General features: G+C 71.0%; 18 protein-coding genes, 2 pseudogenes and 1 riboswitch. Of the genes and pseudogenes, 13 read left to right on the top strand and 7 right to left on the bottom strand.

Translation table 11 applies throughout. From position 1 onward, the window contains the following. Nucleotides 1-140: 140 nt before the first annotated feature. Nucleotides 141-380 (top strand): annotated as a pseudogene (locus ABZ624_RS27435) (hypothetical protein); the annotation flags it as partial. Between the two features lie 148 nt (nucleotides 381-528). After that, on the top strand, nucleotides 529-1,245 hold the full coding sequence (locus ABZ624_RS27440) for an HNH endonuclease family protein (protein WP_360094552.1): 717 nt from the start codon (nucleotides 529-531) through the stop codon (nucleotides 1,243-1,245). Between the two features lie 21 nt (nucleotides 1,246-1,266). Here the strand turns inward: ABZ624_RS27440 and ABZ624_RS27445 are convergent, their stop codons facing one another. The 4 genes from ABZ624_RS27445 to ABZ624_RS27460 all read right to left on the bottom strand — a co-directional run bounded on the left by ABZ624_RS27445 (nucleotide 1,267) and on the right by ABZ624_RS27460 (nucleotide 5,861). Then, nucleotides 1,267-1,893: a nucleotidyltransferase family protein gene (locus ABZ624_RS27445; RefSeq protein WP_360094303.1), complete on the bottom strand. Its 627-nt coding sequence runs from the start codon at nucleotides 1,891-1,893 to the stop codon at nucleotides 1,267-1,269. A gap of 40 nt (nucleotides 1,894-1,933) precedes the next feature. Next, nucleotides 1,934-2,548: a DUF6262 family protein gene (locus tag ABZ624_RS27450; RefSeq protein WP_360094306.1), complete on the bottom strand. Its 615-nt coding sequence runs from the start codon at nucleotides 2,546-2,548 to the stop codon at nucleotides 1,934-1,936. Next, complete coding sequence (locus ABZ624_RS27455) at nucleotides 2,545-4,305, bottom strand: site-specific integrase (protein ID WP_360094309.1); 1,761 nt, start codon at nucleotides 4,303-4,305, stop codon at nucleotides 2,545-2,547. The genes ABZ624_RS27450 and ABZ624_RS27455 overlap by 4 nt, the downstream gene beginning before the upstream one ends. Before the next feature lie 437 nt (nucleotides 4,306-4,742). Next, nucleotides 4,743-5,861, bottom strand: a complete 1,119-nt coding sequence (locus tag ABZ624_RS27460; RefSeq protein ID WP_360094312.1) for a tyrosine-type recombinase/integrase — start codon at nucleotides 5,859-5,861, stop codon at nucleotides 4,743-4,745. Between the two features lie 126 nt (nucleotides 5,862-5,987). On the opposite strand from ABZ624_RS27460, the pseudogene ABZ624_RS27465 reads away from it, so the two are divergent. Together ABZ624_RS27465 and ABZ624_RS27470 are read left to right on the top strand one after the other, a co-directional pair. Then, nucleotides 5,988-6,473: pseudogene (locus tag ABZ624_RS27465) on the top strand (HNH endonuclease family protein); the annotation flags it as partial. Between the two features lie 86 nt (nucleotides 6,474-6,559). After that, a complete protein-coding gene (locus tag ABZ624_RS27470; protein WP_360094315.1) occupies nucleotides 6,560-7,303 on the top strand; it encodes an N-acetyltransferase in 744 nt (247 codons plus the stop codon). A gap of 27 nt (nucleotides 7,304-7,330) precedes the next feature. Here ABZ624_RS27470 and ABZ624_RS27475 read toward each other — a convergent pair whose 3' ends face one another. From ABZ624_RS27475 to ABZ624_RS27485, 3 genes are all read right to left on the bottom strand, one after another. Then, nucleotides 7,331-8,455, bottom strand: coding sequence for a hypothetical protein (locus tag ABZ624_RS27475; RefSeq protein WP_360094318.1), 1,125 nt, complete (start codon nucleotides 8,453-8,455; stop codon nucleotides 7,331-7,333). A 150-nt stretch (nucleotides 8,456-8,605) separates the two neighbouring features. Then, complete coding sequence (locus tag ABZ624_RS27480; RefSeq protein WP_360094321.1) at nucleotides 8,606-10,318, bottom strand: M48 family metalloprotease; 1,713 nt, start codon at nucleotides 10,316-10,318, stop codon at nucleotides 8,606-8,608. A gap of 44 nt (nucleotides 10,319-10,362) precedes the next feature. Next, the gene (locus ABZ624_RS27485) at nucleotides 10,363-11,061 is read right to left on the bottom strand and encodes a hypothetical protein (protein WP_360094323.1); all 699 of its coding nucleotides are present in this window, start codon (nucleotides 11,059-11,061) and stop codon (nucleotides 10,363-10,365) included. Between the two features lie 202 nt (nucleotides 11,062-11,263). On the opposite strand from ABZ624_RS27485, the gene ABZ624_RS27490 reads away from it, so the two are divergent. The 9 genes from ABZ624_RS27490 (at nucleotide 11,264) to eno (ending at nucleotide 23,269) form a co-directional block, all read left to right on the top strand. Then, nucleotides 11,264-13,618: an N-6 DNA methylase gene (locus ABZ624_RS27490; protein ID WP_360094326.1), complete on the top strand. Its 2,355-nt coding sequence runs from the start codon at nucleotides 11,264-11,266 to the stop codon at nucleotides 13,616-13,618. Between the two features lie 166 nt (nucleotides 13,619-13,784). Continuing rightward, nucleotides 13,785-14,435: a hypothetical protein gene (locus tag ABZ624_RS27495; RefSeq protein ID WP_360094329.1), complete on the top strand. Its 651-nt coding sequence runs from the start codon at nucleotides 13,785-13,787 to the stop codon at nucleotides 14,433-14,435. 38 nt (nucleotides 14,436-14,473) lie between these two features. Next, nucleotides 14,474-15,967 (top strand): protein kinase, encoded by a 1,494-nt coding sequence (locus tag ABZ624_RS27500; protein WP_360094555.1) that lies wholly within the window; start codon nucleotides 14,474-14,476, stop codon nucleotides 15,965-15,967. 186 nt (nucleotides 15,968-16,153) lie between these two features. After that, nucleotides 16,154-16,807, top strand: a complete 654-nt coding sequence (locus ABZ624_RS27505; RefSeq protein WP_360094332.1) for a SurA N-terminal domain-containing protein — start codon at nucleotides 16,154-16,156, stop codon at nucleotides 16,805-16,807. A gap of 94 nt (nucleotides 16,808-16,901) precedes the next feature. Then, a complete protein-coding gene (locus tag ABZ624_RS27510; protein ID WP_360094335.1) occupies nucleotides 16,902-17,963 on the top strand; it encodes a nucleoside triphosphate pyrophosphohydrolase in 1,062 nt (353 codons plus the stop codon). Between the two features lie 68 nt (nucleotides 17,964-18,031). Continuing rightward, nucleotides 18,032-19,282, top strand: coding sequence for a cytochrome P450 (locus ABZ624_RS27515; protein WP_360094558.1), 1,251 nt, complete (start codon nucleotides 18,032-18,034; stop codon nucleotides 19,280-19,282). 150 nt (nucleotides 19,283-19,432) lie between these two features. Continuing rightward, nucleotides 19,433-20,560 carry a transglycosylase family protein gene (locus ABZ624_RS27520; protein WP_360094338.1) on the top strand — a complete coding sequence of 376 codons (1,128 nt, stop codon included), beginning with the start codon at nucleotides 19,433-19,435 and terminating at the stop codon, nucleotides 20,558-20,560. Nucleotides 20,561-20,742: 182 nt separating this feature from the next. Next, nucleotides 20,743-20,916, top strand: a riboswitch (cyclic di-AMP (ydaO/yuaA leader). Nucleotides 20,917-20,920: 4 nt separating this feature from the next. Beyond that, a complete protein-coding gene (locus ABZ624_RS27525) occupies nucleotides 20,921-21,637 on the top strand; it encodes a transglycosylase family protein (RefSeq protein ID WP_360094341.1) in 717 nt (238 codons plus the stop codon). A 345-nt stretch (nucleotides 21,638-21,982) separates the two neighbouring features. Further along, complete coding sequence (gene eno, locus ABZ624_RS27530; protein WP_360094344.1) at nucleotides 21,983-23,269, top strand: phosphopyruvate hydratase; 1,287 nt, start codon at nucleotides 21,983-21,985, stop codon at nucleotides 23,267-23,269. The last annotated feature ends 32 nt before the right edge of the window (nucleotides 23,270-23,301 follow it).

Genomic DNA, 23,301 nt, shown 5'->3' on the forward strand with positions numbered 1-23,301 from the left:
CCTGCCCCAAGTCGAGCCCGTATTGCACCTGATGGCGCCTTTTGGTCCCATCGGGCGGAAAGCGGGAGTCCGTTACCGTGGGCACAGGAACGATCCGCCCGTCCAGCAGGGCGGACGAGGGCGAGCGAGGGGGACGTACCGTGACGCGTCTGAGGGGCGGTGCGGTCGCCGCGGTGGTCGTCATGACCGTCGCCGTGGCCGGCTGCAAGAGCGAGCACACCAAGGGATCCTCCGGACCCGGAAGGACGCAGGGCGAGGGAGCGGTGCTGGCCGCCGCCGACTCGCTGACCGTCAAGGGACGCGCCCCGAAGACCGGGTACTCGCGGGAACGGTTCGGCACCGCGTGGGCGGACACCGACTCCAACTCCTGCGACACCCGCGTTATCTCTATGCTGCGAAGCATGATCGCAGGATTTTCGCAGCTCATGTCGCAGGCGGTGCACTATGCGTACTGAGAGGCACGTGAGGCACACCAGCCGAACACGGACTGTCCGCTTCGTATCCGCCGTGGTGCTCGGCAGCGGCTTGATGCTTACTGGCTGCAAGACTGGAGGCATCTCTTCGGATGACGCTCCCTCGGGTTCCGCCGTCCCAACCGCCGATAATGCTCGCGCTGTGAACCCACTCGACAACCCGGACGGAACGAAGTCGGGATTGGCAGGGATCACCTCGCCCGCGGACAAGGCAAAGGCACGAACGCTGATCGAGAAAGTCTCGACGAAGGGGCGCGGTCCGAAGACCGGCTACGAGCGGGAGAAGTTCGGCTACGCCTGGATGGACTCGGCTCCGGGCGGCATCCCCTTTGCTCACAATGGGTGTGACTCGCGGAACGATCTCTTGAAACGTGATGGAGAGAATGTCCGTTTCCGGGCGGGCTCGGACTGCGTCGTCACCTCCATGACGCTGCATGACCCGTACACCGGGAAGACGATTCAGTGGACCAAGCCTCGTGCGACGACGGTCCAGATCGACCACGTCATGCCGCTTTCGTACGACTGGCAGATGGGTGCCTCCCACTGGACGAAGGGTGAGCGGGAGGACATCGCCAACGACCCGCTCAACCTGATCCCGGTGGACGGACCGACCAACGGCGCGAAGGGCGACTCGGGTCCGGCTACGTGGCTGCCGCCGAACAAGAGCATCCGCTGCTCGTACAGCGTGCGGTTCGCGCAGGTCTCGCTGAAGTACAAGCTGCCGGTGACGGCGGCGGACAAGCAGATGATGCTGAAGCAGTGCGGCGGCTGATCAAGGCCGAGGCAGCCGAGATCAGCCGTCGGTCGAGGGGGCCGCGGAACTCATGGCGGGCCAGTCCAACACCGTCAGCTCGGGCCACTGCTCCTGCCACCGCGCCGCCTTGGCCTCGTAGACCGACTGCGGAGCAAGCACCGGGTTCGGTCGGACGACGAGGTTGAACACGTCTGACAGGCCATGCGGCGCGTACACCCGCCACTCGCCGTCCGCCTCAGTACGCACTCCCAGACAGCACGTCGTAGCGGCGAAACTGTCGATCGCCGCCTCGGTGGACTCATACGGCGGACACGCCACTCCGAACTTGTCCTCGTACCAGAGGTGCACCCGCGCCTCGTTCCGGATCTCAACCTCTGCGGCCAGACCTGCGAAGACCTCCCGTCCGGCCTTGATCACAGCGTCCTCCGCCTCCCAGGACACATCGTCGGAGTCGAAGTAGAAGACGTCGTAGTCCTTGATGCCGCTGGTCGGCGGTCTGCCCGTAACCACGTTCCATACAGTCTGGAAGAGGCACCCGGCCGTGAGATACCACCCGGGCAGATTCAAGGTCGCAGCTCGTGCCAGTACCTTCGTCAACACCTCGTTCCGCGACAGCGTCGCACGAAGGCACTCAAGTTGCTGGTCAAGAGGGAGTCGGCCGATCATGAACCCTGCCTACCACAACGTGGGCCTCACACCGGTTCCGTCATTGGTCATTTCGAGGGCTCGAGGGCACCGCCCGCATCGCGCGACGGAGACTTGCCCTGGCGGCGGTGAGGTCGTCTTCCGACTCCTGCAGGCGCCGCTCCACACCGGTGAGACGATCCCTGGTCTCCGATAGTTCGCGCCTCAGGTCCGTGTTCTGCTGTTCCAGCTGCTGAACCCGCTCGACCAGCTGACGGCGGCCTACATCGTCCAGTTCCGCCCCGAGGGAGAGCCGTACGCGTTCCCGGAGACGGTCCCTTTCCTTCTTCAGGTCCTTGATCTCTTCCCGGGCCAAGGCGAGTTCGGTCTGCAAGCCGGCGGGGGTGACCAGCCTCGAGTCCGGCGTGGCAGCGGTCCGGCGTCCGTGCGCGCGCTGCTCGTGCATGGCGGTCTGGACGGCATTCCGCACCTGCGGCTGGTTGTAGACGAACCAGGTCGACACCGATGCTTCGCGGGCCACGCGCGCGAAGGTGATCCGCTGGCAGGAAGCAAGGAGGTCGTGAACGACCTTCAAGGCGCGGTCGATCTTGACTGCACTGTCCTGAGCGCGGGCGGCGCGAAGGCGCTGGACACGTGCTTCCCGGCCCGCAGCATCGTAGGAGGCGGGAGGGGTCACGGGGCACTCCGTGTGGTCAGCGACTGTACGGGGATGAAGGCGGCAGCCGAGCGGGCCTTGCGCAGCTCGCGCGAGGCATCCTCCACCCTGGTTCGCTCCTCCTCCGGCAAGGCGTCGAGTCGGCGGCGCATCTCGTCGGCCGACTTCGAGTAGGCGCGGATCTGGTCGTCGAGGTTACGCACGACCCAGTCGGCGGCGTCCAACGCGAAAGCGGCCTCCTTGTCCGCTCGCAGGTCAGCGATCTGTTGTTCGAGAGCGGGCAGGTAGGACGGGTCGGGCCGGTAGAAGTCGCAGCCAGCACACTGGAAACGAATCCGGCAGTGGCCACCCCCGGCCTTGACGTTGCTCGGCTCGGTGCAGCCGCCGAACGGGACCGCGACGCTTTCTACTTCATAGGCCAGAGGGTCCTCGAAGCCGCGCGGGGTGCCATGTCGGTCGACGGCGAGCTTGGCCACCGTCCTGACAGCCTCCTGCTTTCTGGTCAGCGAGACCTTGTAGTAGCCCATGGTGACGTCGAGTGACCGGTGGTCCATGAGCTCCCGGAGGACGTCCGGCCGGGTTCCGGCGTCCGCGTGGCGCTGGGCGTAGGCGTGCCGGAAGCCGTAGGGGACGATCTTGGTGCGGTCGTATGCCAGTGGTTCGCCGTTGTCGTCCAGGCGCTCGTCCCAGATGCTGGGGATCAGCTCGTCGACCCAGATGCGGAAGATACGGCTGCAGAACTGCGCCGAGGTCAGGTGACCACGGCGGGGGCGGTTGCGTTGACCGGGAGAGGGGAACAGCCACTGGGTGCAGGCCGGCACAGGAGGGAGAGCCTCCAACTCCTTCTGCCAGGCTTCGACCTCCCGGGCGGTGCTCTCCGGGATCGGTAGCCGGCGGCCGTGGCGGCGCCGTTTGTGGTTGTCGTAGATCAGCGTGGGTTTGCCGTCGATCCACTCAAGACAGTTTCGCCGCAGGCTGGTGACCTCGCCCGGGCGGCGACCTGTGTCCCTCAGGACTGTGTAGACCACCTGATACATGCGGGCGAAGTCGGCAGTGGTCCAACCGCCGCTCTCGTACATGGTGGAGGTACCCAGCAGGTCGATGTGCGCATCGAGTTGAGCGATGACGTGTTCAGGTATGGCTCGGCCGATGTCGTCCTCGGTGACCTCGATCGCCGCGATGGTGTGAAAGCGGGGATTGACGGCGAACCCGCCGGGGATGTGGTCCATCATCCCGGCCTGCCGGGCGAACTCCAGAAAGGTGCGCCAGCTCCGCAGCAGTGCCCGCCTGTGGCTCGTCGAGTAGTCGTGCCCGTCCTCGGGGCGTTTGGTGACGCGGAAGTGGTCCACTACGGCGTTCATGTCCGCCATCGACAGGCGCTCCGGGGTGTCTCCGTCGGGGCGGTGATTCAGCGCGGCCGAGGCGATGGTCGCGGCGTACACGGTCTGCCTCAGCTCCAGAACGTCGGGACGCGCGGTGCGCCCGTACTCCTTGACCAGCTCCCGCAACCACGTCTGTCGTACAGGCCGGAAATCGATCACGCCGTGAACGGCTGTGTACTTCCTGCCGCGGCCCGCGGTCAGGCCCACCAGAGCGCATTCCCACACGTCACCCGCGGTGGGGTCGGCGCCTTCGAACTCGGCCCGCGCACGTCGGACGTGAAGGAGGAGACCGTTGAGCACGCCTCGGGCGGCAGCGGGGAGTTGGGAGGAGAACTCGGAGTCAAGGCTCAGGAGGGAATCGAGCCCCCGCGGAAGACCGGCCACGATGCGGCGCATGCGCTGGAGGACAAGGCTGATTCCCGCGTCGTCGCGCTGCTGAAGCCCGTACAGAATCTCGTGTCGCACGGCTGGCGAAACGCGTGCGAGAGAGAACTGGGAGACTCCGGGCTTCACGCCGTCCGTGGCATTCGGCCGTCGACGAGCCACCACCGGGGTGTACGTCGTGTCGAAGTCCGCAGGGTTTCCCCTGAGCAGCCGCGCCTTGCGGCAGGCGTCGCAGCGGCTTCCATTACTCCCGACGTGCGTGGAGCAAGCCGCGACCAGGCAGGTGAACACGTGGGTCGTCGGATTGCCTGGATCAGCTGTGAACAGTGCCTTGGCCGGCTCCCATTCAGTCGTTCGCCAACCGGGAGTGAGGCGTTCTTCGAGCCAGGCGGACCAGTCGGAGTGCGTGGTTGCCTGCGAGGGAACCGCGGCGAGAACAGCGCTCGATGTCATCGCGCGGTCTCCGGGGTGAGGCCGTCGACGGCCGATCGAAGGTCCTCGTCCTGAGCGTGGAGATAGATGGCCGTGCTGGCCGATGACGCATGCCCCAGCAAGGTCTGCACGACATCTGGCGCGATGCCGCTGCGGATCCACCGGGTTGCCGCTGTGTGCCGCATCACGTGCGGCCGGGCACGCAGGCCGCAGCGGTCACCGATGCGCTCGATGACCTGTTTCGCGTTCGAGTACGACATCGGACGGCCCGCCCAGCCGCCGACGAGATTGACGAATACGTAGTCACAGGCTGCCGCTTCGGGTACCTCTTCCCGCTCGGCCAGATATTCGCGGTACCGGTGAACGGCGCTCTGAGCGAGTGGCACCATGCGGTGTCGGCCGGCCTTTGCGCGTGCGCCGTTCTCGTTGTGCTGGCGGGGCCGGACGTGCAGGTGGGCGCCGCGGGTTTGGCACCCGAGATGCGTCGAGTTCGGCAACAGGTGCATGTCCTCGCGCCGCAACCCGAGAGCCTCGCCAATCCGCAGCCCTCCGTCCACGAGCACGGTCAGGAGCAATCGGTCGCGGGCTGTGCGCGCCGCATCGAGGACTTTAGTCACCTGCGGCGGACTGAGCGTCGCGGGCGCCGACTCGATCTCGGGCGCCTTCAATGCACGAGCCTTCACCATGAGGTGCTGGCCGCCTTCACCCGGATCGAAGCCGACAGGGGGCGACGTCAGGAAGCGCGGCTCGCTCAGCCGGGCGGCGACCTCGTGGGCGACGTGCCCGTGGACGGCACAGAACCGAAGGAACTCGCAGACGGCGGTGAGGACCGCGTTGACGGTCTTGCCCGACGGCGGATGCCCGTGTCGGGTCGGTGTCCGCTCGATGTGGAACTTGAACCTGGTCATGTCGCCTAGCCCGACGGTCTTCCAGTCGGTGCCCCGTTCTGCGCACCAGTTGAGGAAGCGCCCGATGCGAGGAACGTAAGCGCGCTGCGTCTGCGGGGAGCGCCCTGCTCCTCGGAGGTAGAGCGCGAACTCCTGCGCCTCGGCATGAGGGCGGTACGTCTCCTCGTCGACCAACAGCCAGGTGATCTCTCCCGTGGTGGGTGAGATGGCCTTCTCGGCACGCAACACCACTGAATCCTCCCCCTCCTGAGCATGTCGCTCATGTGCCTCTTGGTATGACTGATAACGGCAAGGCACAACGAGAGGACACGGCTGCCACTCATGTCTCTCGCAGAGAAGAGGGGAGTGCAGATAACCCGCGACGACATACTCAAACGCGACCTGAAGAACGTGAAGTTCACCGGCGGCGCCTGCAAGGTCTCCTACGGCCTGCTCGAACCCGACCCCTACTCCGGCAAGGACATCACCTACCGGCGCGGCAGCAGCCAGGTCGACATCGACCATGTCGTCGCCCTCTCCGACGCCTGGCAGAAGGGCGCCGAGTACTGGGACCCGGGTAAACGCATAGCGCTGGCCAACGACCCCCTCAACCTCATCGCCGTCGACGCGAGCGCCAACCGCGGCAAGGGCGACGGCGACGCGGCCACCTGGCTGCCGCCCAACCCGCAGTACCGCTGCACCTATGTGGCCGCCCAGGTCGCGGTGAAGAAGAAGTACGGCCTGTGGGTCACCGCCGCCGAGAAGGCCGCCATGAAGAAGGTCCTCACCGGCTGCCCCGGCCAGAAACTCCCCACGGGCGGCATCCCCACCAAGGCACCGGACCGTTTCCGGGCGCGGTGAGCGGGGGCCGGCGTCACCCCGCACATCACCCCGCTGACCGGCAAACTCATTTCCGGAGCCGGGTGCCGGCGCCTACCGTGGGCGTCATGGACGTCAAGGTGAGCAGCATCGCCGAGCGGCCCGACCGGCTGCCGGCGTTGTTCGAGATGGCCGACACCTGGCCCGAGTTCGTGACCAACGACCCCGTGGGCACCGCCCATTACGGCCGCATCCCCACCGAACTGCCTCAGTACGCGCTGTTCGCCGAGGACGAGCACGGCGACATTGTCGCCCACGCCTTCAGCGTGCCCTTCGCCCTCGACACCGACGGCCGGCGCACCCTGCCCGCGCGCGGCTGGGACCAGATCCTGCTCTGGGCCTTCGCCGACCTGCGCCGCGGCACCCGCCCCGACACGGTGAGCGCCGTCTCCGTCACCATCGCCCCGCACGCCCAGGGCCACGGCCTGTCCGCCGTCATGCTCTCGGCGATGCGGGACCGCGCCCGCGCCCGCGGCTTCCGCGAGGTCGTCGCCCCCGTCCGCCCCAGCGCCAAGCACCGCGAACCGCACACCCCGATCACCGAGTACGCCCACCGGGTCCGCCCCGACGGCCTGCCCGAGGACCCGTGGCTGCGCGTCCACGCGCGGGCCGGCGCACGCATCGACTCCATCGCGCCGGCCTCCATGACCGTGGGCGCCTCGCTGGAGGAGTGGCGCCGCTGGACGGGGCTGCCGTTCGACACCGCAGAGGACGTCGAGGTGCCCGGCGCGCTCGTCCCGGTCCGCTGTGAACCGGAGCGCGGGTACGCCGTATACGTCGAGCCCAATGTCTGGATGCGGCACGCGCTGTAGCCGGCCGAACCCGCGCCCGGGTGACCGTCAGAGCCCGGTGGCGTGACCGCGGGGCGGAGGGGCGGGGCAGCCCGCCTTCTCCCAGAAGACGAACGTGTTGGTGCGGGCGTGGACGAAGGCCTTGACCGGGTCGCCGGAGTAGGTCCAGGGCACGCTGCCGATGTATCCGCCGACCGCCCGGAACTGCTCGACGGCCTCCGCGTACCGCTTCGTCTGGAACAGCATCTTCGCCAGCAGATGCCGGACCAGCGGCAGCCGGTGGTGCCCGGCCGGCACCTGGTCCACGGCGTCCAGGGTGGCGTCCACGGCCGCCTGTACGAACGGCTGGCCGTACACGGGCTCGTCGCGCTCCCGGAACGCGTGCTCGAACAGCGCGTACAGGCGCAGTACGGGCAGCAGGCTTCCCGGCGGGGCGGAGGCGGCGGCCTGCTCGGCGAACGCGTACATCAGCTCGTGCGAACCGCGCCACTTGGCGCACCAGTACTGCAAGGCGTTGGCATGGGCACCGAAGTGGTGCGGGTCGCGTGCGGTGATCTCTGCCCACAGCGCGCGGAACTCGTCGTGCGACCAGCCCAGACCCAGAGCGATGGTGATCTGCGCGATCCAGGGGCAGGGATCGTCGGGTGCCATCCGCGCGGCCTCCTGGCAGGCGGGCAGCGCCTGGGCCAGCAGCCGGTGGAAGCCCTCGAACTGCTCGGCCGTGGTGTGCTTCGCCCCCTTTCCACCGCGGACCTTGCCCGCGAGCGCGACCAGCGCGTCGGCGTGCACCAGCGCGGCGGACGGGTCGTCGGGGTGCTCGGTTCTCCACGCCTGGACCCAGGTGTCGTCCTCGGCGGCCGCGTGCGTGAGGATGCCGAGCCGGTACCACCGCAGGTCCCAGTCGCGGCCCGCCCCTGCCAGGTAGGCGGCGGCCCGCCGCCAGTCACCGGCGAGCGCCGCTGCCGCGACCGCGTCGGCCTCCGGATCCGGGCCCGCGAAACGGGTGTCGAGCTGCGCGGCGGGCACCAGCCCGTACTGGGCGGCGTCGATGTTGACCGGCGCCTTGGCCTTCGCCTCGGCCCGCAGTGCGCGCGCCTTGCGGGCGTTGCGCGGGATGGTGACGGCCGCGTAGACGAGGGCGCCGGCACCGGCTATGTCGATCAGGACGTTCATACCGGGTCTTTCCGAGTGGGGCCGCCTGGAGAGGTGACCGAAGAGGCTTTCGCGGGAGAGCGGGAGAGCGGGAGGGTGTCAGGGCAGGTGTCGGGGCAGGGCGCGGGGCGGCGGCCGGGGCAGGACGGGGGGTGGGAGTGCCGTGTCGGCCTACCAGAGAACGGCCCCGCCGGACAGCAGGGCGCGCAGTGGTGCCGTGTCCGGTGGATCGGCGACCGCGCAGTCCAGGGCCTCCTCCAGTGCCTCGGCGAGCCGGTCGGGCGCCACCTGCCGCACCGGGGGCCCCGCCCAGCACAGCTCCCACCGGCACAGCCCCGCGTCCAGCGCGGCGAGCAGGACCAGGTGGCGCAGGGCCGAGCGGAAGGCCGTCCTGGCGAACTCGCGCGCCGCACGGCCGCTGCTCCGGCCGGCCTGCTCCGATCTGGGCAGCCGGCCGGCGATGTCGTACAGCAGGCCGTGGTCGATCATGTCCAGGAGACGGCCGAGGTGCGTGCCTCCGGGTGGGGTGACGCCCCTCGCGCCGGCCGCCTGGGTCATGGCCCGCAGCAGCGGCTCCGCACCCCGCGCCCAGCTCGCGCGCCGGGTCTGCGACGGCAGTTCGGACCACGGCACCCGCCGCATGGACAGCGCCTGCGGGCTCAGCACGACCCGCTCCAGCTCGGCCAGGAGGCCGTCCGGGGCCCGGAGCGCCGCGGACGCGGGGCGCCGCACGCGCCGGGCGGCGCGTCCGTCGTCGGGGAGTGCCTCAAGCGCCGCGATGCGATCGGCCGTGAGCGGATGGCTGTCGTAGGGAGAGCTCTGCTCCGGGAGCGGCTCCTGGGCCGGCGCCTCCAGTTCCGCCCGGCGTGTGCCGTCGGCGAGCAGAAGAGCGAGCCCGCCGTAGAACTGACCCTCCGGCGGCAGCAGGCCGGCCGCCCAGCCCATCCGCGCGTAAGTGCTCAGATAGAGGTCGTCCGCGGCTTCGAGCGCGGGGATACGGCGCAGTGCGGCGGCCGTGGTGTCCCGCCCGGCGATCCGGGCGGCCATCAGATCGGCCGCGTACTCCTGCCGGCGGCTGACGGCCTCGGTCAGGCGGAGGCACAGCCTCGCGTACGCGGAGAAGACGACGGCCAGATAGTGGTCCGGGCCCCGCGTGGGCTCCCGCGTCACCGGTGGCGGCTTGCCGGCCGCCCGGCGCCGTGCGGCCCGTGCGGCCGACGCCGCCTTCTCCTCGGCCTCCTGACGCGCGGCCCGCTGCTGCAAGGTGAGCACGGTGTGCAGCAACCTGCTGCGCAGTGCCCAGACCAGGCCGGCCAGCCGGGTGTCGTCATGCGCGTAATGCCCCAGCTCGTGCGCGAGTACGGCGTCCAGCTCGTCCTCCGGCAGGCCGATCAGCAGCGCCACGCCGAGGAAGAGCCGTCGTTCGCCCGCGGCCAGCCCGAGCCACCGGACGTCCTCCCGCACCATGGCGTTGGCCCCCGGGACCACCCGTATCTCCCCGGGCGGCCGCGTGCCCACCCGCTCGGCCAGGTCACGCACGCGCCGCCACAGCTCCGGCTGCTCCTGCGGCGTCAGCGACAGACCGGAAGGCCCGTCCCGCCCGTCCCCGCGGCCACGGCTGAGAAGGACGACCCGCACCACGCACCAGGCGATCGCCAGTGAGCCGAGGTAGCCCTCGACGGCGACGACCGTGAAACCGGGGCCCCGGGCCAGGGCGACGTCCAGGAGCGCCAGCGCGGCGAGGACGAGCAGGGCCAGCAGATAGAACCCGATCAGCAGGCCGAGAGCGAGCGCGGCACGCGGCGAGGTTCCGGGGAGGACGCGGTGTCGTACGGCGGCTTCTTCGGCGGCCGTCCTGTCGGCGGGGCGGGACGTCGGAGGCATCGGCATCTTTCACGGGGGCGGGGTGGCGGCTGGGCAGCCGGTGTTCAGGCCCGGCCGCCCGGCTGTGCCTCCTTCTTCAGCGCCGCCAGGATCGTCGTCGTTACTTTCTTCGCGGACGCGGCGCCGTTGTCGCCGCCCGCCGTGGACAGCACGGTGACCACGGATCTGCCCGAGCGTGCCGCGATCAGCGTGGTGCCGTTCTCCCAGGCGCCGCTCTTCAGCGTCATCGTGCGGGCCTCGTCGCCGAGCCCGGCCGTGCGCGTGCTCGTGAGCTTCACCTTGGCGTGCGTGTCGGTGTCCGTGAACGTGGTGCACCGGGTGGCGACGTCCTGCAGGTCCTTCATCACGCCGGTGGCCGTGGCGCCCTGGAACTGGTCGATCTCCTGGGCGACTTCCTCGGTCTTGTCCTGGTTGGCGTAGTCGTTCTGCGCGAACGACACGCCCCCCTTGAAGCCGCTCAGCTGGATCCAGGAGGTGCCCTCCAGCCTGGTGCAGTCCGGCTTACCGGTCGTCCTGCCGGACGGGGAGAGGAACGCGCCGCCGCTGTCCGAGGCACCGTCGGCCTCGGCGGTGAGCCCGGCCGGGAAGGCCGACGCGGGCGCCAGTGCCTTCTTCAGCTGCGTACCGGTGGAAAGACCGGCGTTCGGGTCCTTCGCCTTGGTCGAACCGGAGGAGCAGGCGGTGAGGGCCAGGGGAAGCACGGCGACGGCGAGCAGCGTGGTGACACGGGGGGAAAGGTGCATGACAGTCCTTGAAACAGGGGTGGGTGTAACAGGGGTGAGTGTGACCGGTGAGCGGCCGATCGTTCGCGGCGCCAATAAGAACAGAGCTTGTGAACCGAGTCAACATGGTTCACGGGTCTGGATGTGTACACGCTCGTGAATGCTTGGATCTTGTGTGCGCCGGTATGCTCGGTCCACACACGGGACGAGGGGAGCGGGGCCGGTGCAGCACAGCGCGACAGAGGTGACCGCCGCCGGAATCGCCCGGCTCGCCGGAGTGGGCCGAGCCGCGGTGAGCAACTGGCGGCGCCGGCACGCCGACTTCCCCAAGCCGGTCGGTGGCACCGAGACCAGCCCCTCCTTCGCGCTCGCCGAGGTCGAGGCCTGGCTGCGCAAGCAGGGCAAAATCGCCGAGGTCCCGCTGCGGGAACGCGTCTGGCAGCAACTCGTCGGACATCCCGAGGGCCCGCTGGCCGCCCTGGTCCACGCGGGATGCGTCCTGCTGCTGATCCACGAGCGACCCACCGTCTGGCTCGACGTGAGCGCCGGCTCCGACGCGCGCCTGGCCGCGATGCTGCCGGGCGCGCTGGAACAGGCGCTGACACCGCGCTTCGGCGGAGCAGCGGGGCAGGTGGTGCGCGGCGGCCGAACTGCGGGGCATGTGGCTGCTGTGAACACCTCCGGTGGCGCTCAGGGGGTGAATGGGCGTGGTGAGGCAGATGCTGTGAACGCCGCGCCGGCGGCACCCGGCGTGAACGGCGGTGCAACGGCGCCGGGTGTGAACTCCGGTCACGCGGCACTGGCTGCGGACGCCCTCCGCTCGACGCCAGGTGTGAACTCGGGTCACGCTGCACCTGCTGTGAACGCCGGCTCCTCGACGCCCGGTGTGAACCCGCCCTCCGCGGCACCTGCTGCGAACACCTCACCCACCCCCGCGACCCCCACCGCCACCCCCGCGCTGCGCACCCCCTCCGGCCCCCAACTCCTCCTCTCCGCCCCCCTCCTGCGCGGCGCGGCCGAGCTGGCCGCTGAGCTGGGGGCGCGGCAGGCCTTCGAATTCCTGCTGGGCCGGCACCTGGACGCCAACCCCCGCCAGTACACGCTCACCCCCGCCGAACTCGCCGGACTCATGGCCGACCTCGCCGGCCCCGCCCGTACCGTCCTGGACCCGGCCTGCGGCACCGGCGCCCTGCTGCGGGCCGTCGGCACCCGCCCCGACCAGGAGCTGTACGCCCAGGACAGCGCACCCGACCTGGCCGCGCTCACCGCGCTGCGGCTCGCGCTGCACTCCCGGGCCACCGTGCGCGGCGCCGCCGGCGACACCCTGCGCGCCGATGCCCACCCCGTACTGCGCGCCGACGCCGTGCTGTGCCATCCGCCGTTCAACGAGCGCAACTGGGGCCACGACGAACTCGCCTACGACCCCCGCTGGGAGTACGGATTCCCGGCCCGCACCGAGTCCGAGCTGGCCTGGGTGCAGCACGCGCTGGCCCGGCTGGCCGACGGCGGCTTCGCCGTGCTGCTCATGCCGCCGGCCGCCGCCTCCCGCCGTTCCGGGCGCCGGATCCGTGCCGACCTGCTGCGCCGGGGCGCGCTCAGGGCCGTGATCGCGCTGCCGGTCGGGGCGGCTCCGCCGTACAACATCCCGCTGCACGTATGGGTGCTGCGCCGGCCCGACCGGACGCCGGCGGCGCCCGAGGTGCTGCTCGTGGACACGGGGAGGTTCGCCGGGGAGGGGCGCGGCGGGCCGGACTGGGCGGCGGTGCGGGAGGCGGCCCTGGACGCCTGGCGCGCCTTCGAGCGCGCGGGGCGGCTGGAGGACCGGCCGGGGCTCGCCCGGTCCGTGCCGGTCATCGAACTCCTCGACGACGACGTCGACCTCGCCCCCGCCCGCCATCTGCCGCCGGCCGCCGTGGCCGACGGCGCGGAGCAGCTCACGGCGGTGCGCGAACGCCTCGGCGCGACCCTGCGCCTGACCGCCGAGCTCACTCCGCCGCCCGCAGCGCCCGCGCCGGGCGCGCGCTGGCCGCTCACCACCGTCGGTGAACTCGCGCGCGGAGGCGCGCTGATGATGCGCACCGGTGGAAACGGCGGCCACGCGCGCGTGCCCGTGCTCACCGACCACGACGTCCTCGCCGGCTCGGCGCCCTCCGGGACGCTGCCGGAGAGCGAGGAGGAGGCCGTACTGACCGAGCCGGGCGACGTCGTCGTACCGGTTCTGGGCGGTGGCTCGGTGGCGCGCGTGATCGACGAGGCGACGGGGGGCGCCGCCCTGGGGCGCAACCTCGTGCTTCTGCGCCCCGATCGCACGGCGCTCGACCCGTGGTTCCTCGCCGGCTTCCTGCGCGGCACCGCGAACAACCGGCAGGCCAGCAGCTATGCCTCCACCGCGACCCGGCTGGACGTGCGCCGCCTACAGCTGCCCCGGCTTCCGCTGGACGAACAACGGCGCTACGGCGCGCGCTTCCGCGCACTCGACGAGTTCGAGCGGTCGCTGCGCCACGCGAGCCGGCTCGGGGACCAGCTCGTGCGCGGGATGTACGACGGCCTCACCGACGGCACGGTGGCGCCTGACTGATCGTGGGTGCGGGCCGGACAACGGTTCGGTACAACCGGGACGCTCGCCCGTGTCCTTGTCCGTGTCGGGTCATATGCTCGAAGCGACAATCGCACGACCGGCGTTGCCCGCCCCGCGGAGCGCGCCGGGCGGACACGCACGCCCACATCAGGCATCAGGAGCAGTCATGCAAGGCCACGGCTACGGACAGCCGGTGAAGCAGCCGCCGCACACCGCAGGGCTGGTTCTGCTGCGTCTGCTGTTCGTGGCGATCGGGATGTTCAGCATCGGCTTCCTGGCCTGGGTGATGCTGCTGCGGCTGGCGATCGTCACGCGGCGGGCGCTGGACTGGTGCCTGTTCGGCGCCGCGCTGATCATCAACTTCCTCAGCGTGGCGCTGGTGGGCAGCGAGCCCGGCGACGACGTGCACACCCCGATCGGCTACTTCGGCATGTTCATGCTGTTCGGCGGGCTGGTGGCCACGACGGCGTACTACCTCACCGCGGAGATCCGCCACTACGCACTGTGGCGGCGGACGTACGCGGCACAGGCCGGCTACGCCTACCCGGGCCCCGCGAACCCGTACCCGGCGGCGACCGTCCCCACCGTGCCGATCGGTCACGCGGGCCGCGAAACGCCCTTCCCGCCGGCCCCGGTCGCCCCGCACACGCCGCCCCCGATGCCCCGCACGCCCCCGCCCCGGCCGCCGCTGGCCACCCCGCCGCCGCAGCGCCCGGCGCCCACCCACATCGAGCAGGTGCGCGCCGAACTGGACGAGCTGAGCGACTACCTGCGCCAGCACGACGGCCGGCACGACAGCCACGAGGGCGGCAGGTGAGCGTGGCGACAGGACGAGTCGTCGCCGGCCGGTACGAGCTGTCCACGCTCATCGGGCAGGGCGGCATGGGCCAGGTGTGGACGGCGTACGACCGGCGGCTCGACCGGCGCGTGGCGGTGAAGCTGCTGCGCCCCGACAAGGTGGCGGGCCAGGAGGCGGACGAGCTGCGCCGCCGGTTCCTGCGCGAGTGCCGGGTGACCGCGCAGGTGGACCATCCCGGTCTGGTGACCGTGCACGACGCGGGCAGCGAGGGCGAGGAGCTGTTCCTCGTCATGCAGTACATCGACGGCGCCGACCTGTCCGACCATCTCGCCGAGCACGATCCGTACCCGTGGCCGTGGACGGTCGCGGTGGCCGCGCAACTGTGCGCCGTGCTGAGCGCCGTGCACGCCGTGCCGATCGTGCACCGCGACCTCAAGCCGCGCAACGTGATGGTCAAGCAGGACGGCACGGTCACCGTGCTCGACCTCGGCGTGGCGTCCGTCATGGACACCGACACCACGCGTCTCACCCACACCGGCTCCCCGATCGGCTCGCCCGCCTACATGGCGCCGGAGCAGGCGATGGGCGGCGCGGTCGGCCCGTACACCGACCTGTACGCGCTCGGCGTGCTGATGCACGAACTGCTCAGCGGTGACGTGCCGTTCGCGGGCTCCACGGCGCTCGGCGTGCTGCACCGGCACCTGTACGAGCCGCCGGTGCCCGTGCGCCGGATCCGCCCCGAGGTCCCCGAGGCGCTGGAGACGCTCGTCCTGCGGCTGCTCGCCAAGGACCCGCAGCACCGCCCGGCCTCCGCGCAGGAGGTGTACGAGGACCTGGCGCTGCTCCTGCCCGCGCGCGGGACGCCCACAGGGGCGCCGTTGGACCCCACGCGCCCTTTCCTGCGCCCGCACGCCCCCTGGCCGGACCGTGCGCGGACCCCCGCGCCCCAGCCCGCCCCCGTCGCGCCGGCGCCGCGCGTGGCCGAGAAGCCGGACGTCGCCGCGGCCGTGGACGAGGTCAAGCGCCTGCTGGGGGAGGGGCGCATCACCCAGGCCGTGGACATCCTGGGCGCGATCCTGCCCGCCGCCGCCGAACAGCACGGCGAGCACTCCCCGGTGGTGCGCACGCTGCGCAAGCAGTACGCGGCGACGCTCATGGACGACGGCCAGTACCGGCGCGCACTGCCCGAACTGCGCCGCCTCGCCGACGAACGCGCCGCCGAGGCCGGCCAGGCCGACCCGCAGTCCCTGCGCTACCGCTACGAGGCCGCGCAGTGCCTGGAGCAGCTGGGCGAACCGGCGGCGGCGCTCGCCGAGTACCGCGCGCTGCTGCCGTACTACGAGAACCAGTACGTCTCCGGCGACCCGCAGCTCGCCCATGACGTCCGCCGGCGTATCGGCCATCTGCTGCTCGCCGTGGGCGACCGGCCGTCCGCCCATGACACGCTGGCCCGGCTGCTGATGGACGTGGAGCGGCTGCGCGGCCCCGGTCACCCGATGGCCCTGGAGATCCGGCGCACCCTGCAGTGGCTCGGACAGGTGCGCGGTTAGCGCGTACGACGTCACGAACGGGGCGTGCGCCACCGGCTGAGCCGAAGCGGTGGGTGCGGGGGCGCAGCGGTGCCCCAAGTGCGTGCGAATCGTTGGTCGAATGGGTTGGCCCCGGCCCGCCCACTGCCTACCATCGATCACCGCAAGACTTTGTGCACCGTCGCACAATCTCCCTTGGAGGTCCCCTTGCACCGCCGCCGTCGCACCGCGCTCGTCCTCACCGCCGCGATCGCCGCCGCGGCACCCCTGCTCACCGCCTGCGGAAACGACACGCACCCGGGCGCCGCGGCCGTCGTCGGTGGGCAGCGGATCACCGTCGCCCAGCTGCAGAGCCGGGTCGACGAGGTCCGCAGGGCACAGCGGGCCGCGGTGCCGGACGAGACCCAGTACCAGCAGGTCCTCGCCTCCACCAGCAGTCTCACCCGGGACACCCTGCACAACATGGTCCTCGACCGGGTGCTGGACCGTGCCGCGCAGGACGCGGACATCACGGTCACCCGCAAGGAGGTCCAGCAGATGCGTGCCGGCCTGGAGCAGCAGGCCGGCGGCGCCAAGGGGCTGCAGGCCGCCTGGCTGCAGAAGTACGGCATCGCCCCCGCCCACCTCGACGACAACCTCCGGCTCCAGCTGGAGGCGCAGAAGCTGGCCCAGAAGCTCGGCACCGACACCTCCCGGCCCGCTTTCTGGAAGGCCCTGTCCACCGCATCCCGGGAACTCCGCATCTCCCTCAACCCGCGCTACGGCGGCTGGGACGTGCAGAAGAGCAGCCGCGTGGACGCCAGGACGCCGTGGGTACGGGAGGTCACGGCGGTGTCGGGCGGACAGCCGCTGACGGCGTAGCCGGTCGACGGTCGGCAGTCATACGATCACATGAACACCCCCACCCTGTGGATAGCCAAATCCGCTGCCTCCCACCGTGGGTTACGTTCGGACTGTGAACGCATCCAGCTCCGACCTCGCCCCCGCCACCGACCCGGGCCGCATCGTCCTGCTCACCACCAGCCACCGCGTCGCCCCCGGTCTGCTGTCCTGGCCCGCCTGGCAGGCACTGCGCGCCGCCGACGCCGTGCTCTGCGCGGACGGGGCGCATCCGCAGCTGCCGTATCTGCGCGAGGCGGGCATAGCGGTGGAGGAGGCGTCCCCCACCGCGCAGGAGCTGGTCGACGCGTGCGCCGGCGGGCGGACCGTGGTGGTCGTGGCCACCGCTGAGGGAGAGCCCGCGCTCACCGACGGCCTGGCCCGGCTGGCCGGCTCCGGCCGCGTCCGCATGCCGGAGCTGGAGCTGCTGCCCGCCTCCTACGACCTGCCCGGCGCCCGCCTGCTGGACCTCGTGCAGGTCATGGACCGCATCCGCGCCGAATGCCCCTGGTCGTCCCGGCAGACCCACGAGGGCCTCGCCAAGTACGGCCTCGAGGAGGCGTACGAGCTGGTCGAGGCGATCGAGGCCGGCGACCGGGAGGAACTGCGCGAGGAGCTGGGCGACGTCCTGCTCCAGGTCGTCTTCCACGCCCGGATCGCCGAGGAACACCCGGACGCGCCGTTCTCCGTCGACGACGTGGCCGGCGGCATCGTCGCCAAGCTCGTCCACCGGCACCCGCATGTCTTCGGCGACGAGAAGGCCGAGACACCGGAGGACGTCAAGGCGCACTGGCTGCGCACCAAGGCAGAGGAGAAGCAGCGCACCTCGGTCACGGACGGCGTCCCGCTCGGCCAGCCCGGACTGGCCCTCGCCGCCAAGCTCGCCTCCCGCGCCCGTACGGCGGACCTGGACGTACGCCTGCCGCACGGCGAGGGCATCGGCTGGGAACTGCTCGCCCTGGCGGTCCGTGCCGAGGCGGACGGCGTGGACCCGGAGTCGGCCCTGCGGGCGGCGGCGCGGGCGTACCGGGACGCGATCCGGCAGGCGGAGGGTGCCGGGCCCGAGGCGATACGCGCGGCCCGCGACGGCCACCGGGACGCGGAGGCCCACCCGAGTCCGGATACGGTCGGGGAGTGACCGACCAGCACCACCCCCGGACCGCCCCCGGCTCCACCCCACACTCCCTCCCCGACTCCGCTCCCGCCCTGTTCACCTGGGAGTTCGCCACCGACCCCTACCCCGCCTACGCCTGGCTGCGCGAGCACGCGCCGGTGCACCGGACGCGGTTGCCCAGCGGGGTCGAGGCCTGGCTGGTCACCCGGTACGCCGACGCCAGGCAGGCCCTGGCCGACCAGCGGCTGAGCAAGAACCCGGCGCATCACGACGAGCCCGCGCACGCCAAGGGCAAGACCGGCATCCCCGGCGAGCGCAAGGCCGAGCTGATGACCCATCTGCTGAACATCGACCCGCCGGACCACACCCGGCTGCGCCGGCTGGTCAGCAAGGCGTTCACCCCGCGCCGGGTCGCGGAGTTCGCACCCCGGGTGCAGGAGCTGACCGACCACCTCATCGGCCGTTTCGCGGCGAGCGGTTCGGCCGACCTCATCCACGAGTTCGCCTTCCCGCTGCCCATCTACGCCATCTGCGACCTGCTCGGTGTCCCGCGCGAGGACCAGGACGACTTCCGGGACTGGGCGGGCATGATGATCCGGCACGGCGGAGGGCCGCGGGGCGGAGTCGCCCGGTCGGTGAAGAAGATGCGCGGCTACCTCGCCGAGCTCATCCACAAGAAGCGCGAGGCGCTGCCCGCCGAGCCCGCGCCCGGCGAGGACCTCATCTCCGGCCTCATCCGGGCCTCCGACCACGGCGAGCACCTCACCGAGAACGAGGCCGCGGCGATGGCGTTCATCCTGCTGTTCGCCGGCTTCGAGACGACCGTCAACCTCATCGGCAACGGCACCTACGCCCTGCTCACCCACCCCGAGCAGCGCGAGCGGCTCCAGGACTCCCTGGCCAGGCGGGAAACCGGCCTGCTGGAGACCGGGGTGGAGGAACTCCTGCGCTACGACGGCCCGGTGGAGCTGGCCACCTGGCGGTTCGCCACCGAGCCGCTCACCATCGGCGGCCAGGACATCGCGCCCGGGGACCCGGTGCTCGTGGTGCTCGCGGCGGCCGACCGGGACCCGGAGCGGTTCGCCGGCCCGGACGTGCTGGACCTCGCCCGCCGCGACAACCAGCACCTCGGCTACGGCCACGGCATCCACTACTGCCTCGGCGCGCCGCTCGCCCGGCTGGAGGGCCAGACCGCGCTCGCCACCCTGCTCACCCGGCTGCCGGACCTGCGGCTCGCCGTGGACCCGGACGAGTTGCGCTGGCGTGGCGGGCTCATCATGCGCGGCCTGCGCACCCTGCCCGTCGAGTTCACGCCGGCCGCCGGAACAGCCGGGCGACGGTGAACGTGAAGGGCGTTCAACTTTGTGATCTTCACGTGATCTGCGCGGCATTAACTTGTGACAAGTGATCGTCTGCCGATACGTTCACCCATCAGCGTGGCGAAGGGTTTCAGTGCGCCGCGCCGGTCCTGCTGTCGCACGAAAGGCTTCCGCATGCTCTCCGGGAACGGTCGTCACCGTCGCCCCCGTCAGGCTCCGGCCCTCCTCGTCGCGGCCGGAGTGACCGGCTCCGCCATCGCCATCCCGCTGCTCGGCGCGGCGAGCGCCCACGCGGCCGACGGCACCACCTGGGACAAGGTCGCCGAGTGCGAGAGCGGCGGTTCGTGGAGCGCGGACACCGGGAACGGCTACTACGGCGGCCTGCAGATCTCGCAGGACGACTGGGGCAAGTACGGCGGCACGCAGTACGCCGACAGCGCCGACCAGGCCAGCCGCTCGCAGCAGATAGCCGTCGCCGAGAAGATCCTGGCCGACCAGGGCACCAAGCGGTGGGCCACCTGCGCCGTCCTCTCCGGCCTGACCTCCGACTCCGGTTCGGTCGACGTCGACACCGGCGTCGGCGGCCCCGGCGGCACCGGCGGGTCGGGTGACACGGGCGGCTCCGGGGACACCTCCGGCTCGGCCGACAGCTCCGACCCGTCCGGTCTGCCGGATTCGTCCGCATCCGGCTCTGGTTCCGACTCCGGCTCCGACTCGACCTCCAACTCGGCCTCCGGTTCGGATTCCTCCGGCTCGGCCTCCTCGGGTCCGGCTGCCTCCGGCTCCCCGTCGGACTCGGGCGCCACGCCGTCTCCGCACCAGAGCCACCACGCCACGAAGACCCCGGAGGCGCCCGGGGGCTCCGCTGGAACCGGTACCCCCAAGTCCGACAAGCCCGACAAGACCGGTTCCTCCGACGGTGGCGGCTCGCAGGGCGATGGCAGCTCACCGACGGCAACCCCCGGTACCGACGAATCGGACAATTACCAGCAGTCCGCCGGTTCTTGGAGCCTGGTCGACACCGGCGCGCTCGGCAGCGGCGGACGCCACCGGGGCGGCAGTGCGGACGAAAGCGTGACAAACGGTCAGAATGCCCCCTCTTCCGGCCGTCACGCCGGCCGCGCGACGGACGCCTACACCGTGCGTGAGGGGGACACCCTGGCCTCCATCGCCGACTCCCTGGGCGTCGCCGGCGGGTGGCATGCGCTCTACGACGGGAACAAGAGCGTCATCGGTGCCGACCCGAACCACATCACCGCCGGTCAGACCCTGGAAGTCGGTGCCGAAAAGGGCGGAAACTAGCGGCAGTTGACGCCCCCTTTCGCCGCTGATGTCCGATTCGGTGAAAGTGTGGGATGAGTCTCAGAAGCCCTGATCGTCTTTGAAATTCCCTCGATCACGTGTCTACGGTCAGGACCGCTCGTCACCACGAGCCCCGGCGGCCGCAACGCCGAATCCTGCCAGCGGTTGCCCGGGAACAGTCGTCGCGTCAAGCGCCGTGGGCAGGAGCGGGGGACCCAAGGTAAGTGCCGGGCCCGGCGGTTCACGCCGGTACCGGCTGGGGGTGAAGCCGCGCCTCGCGAAAGCGAGTGCGCGGCCGGGCAACTCAACCGGCCCGAACCCGACAGCTCACCTCGCAGGCGTCGGTGAGGGGATTGATCCATGCTGTTCTCCGGCAAGGGCAAGCACCGTCGTCCGTCCAAGGCCGTCCGCGCCATCACGCTCGCCGGTGTCACCGGCGCCGCCGTCGCCGCCCCGCTGATGGCGGTCGGCAACGCCTCCGCCGCCACCGCCTCCGAGTGGGACGCGGTCGCCCAGTGCGAGTCGGGCGGCAACTGGTCCATCAACACCGGCAACGGCTACTACGGCGGTCTGCAGTTCTCCGCCTCCACCTGGGCCGCGTACGGCGGCACCGCCTATGCCCCGCAGGCCAACCAGGCCACCCAGGCGCAGCAGATAGCCGTCGCCGAGAAGGTCCTCGCCGCGCAGGGCAAGGGCGCCTGGCCGGTCTGCGGCACGGGCCTGTCGGGCGCCGCCTACAACGGCTCTGCGCCCAGCACCTCCTCGAACACCACGTCCTCGAACACCACCTCGTCGAAGAGCACCGCGCCCAGCACCACCACGCGCTCCGACCAGCAGGCCGCCTCCCGCTCCGCCGAGCGCACGGCTCCGTCCGCGAGCAAGACCGTCACCACCCCGACCGGCAAGAAGGTCAAGAAGGGCGACGGCGAGTACAAGGTCGTCAAGGGCGACACCCTCAGCTCCATCGCCGTCGAGCACCACGTCCAGGGCGGCTGGCAGAAGCTCTTCGAGCTGAACAAGGACATCGTCGAGGACGCGAACCTCATCTACCCGGGCCAGCAGCTGCACCTGAAGTAAGCGGCGGCAGTCCTCGGGTCCGCCCCCGTCCCCACGGGCTCCCCGCCCCGGCGCGTGTTCCCCCGTACGCGCCGGGGCGGGGTCTTTTCTGTGCGCCCCCCGCCTCTTCGGTGTGCCCCGCCTCTTCGGTGTGCCCCGCCGTTTCTGCGTGCCCCGCCTTTTCTACGTGCCCCCTGCACCCACCCTTTGTTCCGCCCATGAACAATGGGTACCGTCTGTGTGCCCCTCCCCGTCCACGGGGCGGTCGGTCGGTGGCCGATCCCCCGGAGACGGTTAGGCTCTAGTCGCAAGGCACAGCCGTAAGGCAGCAAGCCCCGCACTTCCAGCGTCACATCCAAGAAGGAGATGCTCGTGCCGTCCATCGACGTCGTCGTAGCCCGGGAAATCCTGGACTCCCGAGGCAACCCCACGGTCGAGGTCGAGGTCGGCCTCGACGACGGCAGCACGGGTCGTGCCGCCGTCCCGTCCGGCGCCTCGACCGGCGCCTTCGAGGCCATCGAGCTGCGCGACGGTGACCCCAACCGTTACCAGGGCAAGGGCGTCGAGAAGGCTGTCCTCGCCGTCATCGAGCAGATCGGCCCGGAGCTGGTCGGCTACGACGCCACCGAGCAGCGCCTGATCGACCAGGCCATGTTCGACCTGGACGCCACCGACAACAAGGGCTCCCTCGGCGCCAACGCCATCCTCGGCGTCTCCCTCGCCGTCGCCCACGCCGCCTCCGAGGCGTCCGACCTCCCCCTCTTCCGCTACCTCGGCGGCCCGAACGCGCACCTGCTGCCGGTGCCGATGATGAACATCCTCAACGGCGGCTCGCACGCGGACTCCAACGTGGACATCCAGGAGTTCATGATCGCCCCGATCGGCGCGGAGTCCTTCTCCGAGGCCCTGCGCTGGGGCACCGAGGTGTACCACACCCTCAAGAAGGTCCTGAAGAACAAGGGCCTGTCCACCGGCCTCGGCGACGAGGGCGGCTTCGCCCCGAACCTCGGCTCCAACCGCGAGGCCCTCGACCTCATCCTCGAAGCGATCAAGGAAGCCGGTTACGCGCCCGGCGAGCAGATCGCCCTCGCGCTCGACGTGGCCGCCTCCGAGTTCTACAAGGACGGCAAGTACCTCTTCGAGGGCAAGGAGCGCTCCGCCGCCGAGATGACGGAGTACTACGAGGAGCTCGTGGCGGCCTACCCGCTCGTCTCCATCGAGGACCCGCTGTTCGAGGACGACTGGGCCGGCTGGAAGGTCATCACCGACCGTCTGGGCGACAAGGTCCAGCTGGTCGGCGACGACCTGTTCGTCACCAACCCCGAGCGCCTGGCCCGCGGCATCGAGGAGGGCACCGCCAACGCCCTGCTCGTCAAGGTGAACCAGATCGGCTCGCTGACCGAGACCCTGGACGCCGTCGAGCTGGCCCAGCGCAGCGGCTTCAAGTGCATGATGTCCCACCGCTCCGGCGAGACCGAGGACGTCACCATCGCCGACCTGGCCGTCGCCACCAACTGCGGCCAGATCAAGACCGGCGCCCCGGCCCGCTCCGAGCGCGTCGCCAAGTACAACCAGCTGCTCCGCATCGAGGAGATCCTCGACGACGCCGCGGTGTACGCGGGCCGCAGCGCGTTCCCGCGCTTCAAGGGCTGACGCAACCTGGGCTAAGTCTTAGCCAGTCATAC

Origin of the sequence: Streptomyces sp. NPDC007205 (assembly GCF_040634095.1) — a bacterium.
Classification (GTDB): domain Bacteria; phylum Actinomycetota; class Actinomycetes; order Streptomycetales; family Streptomycetaceae; genus Streptomyces.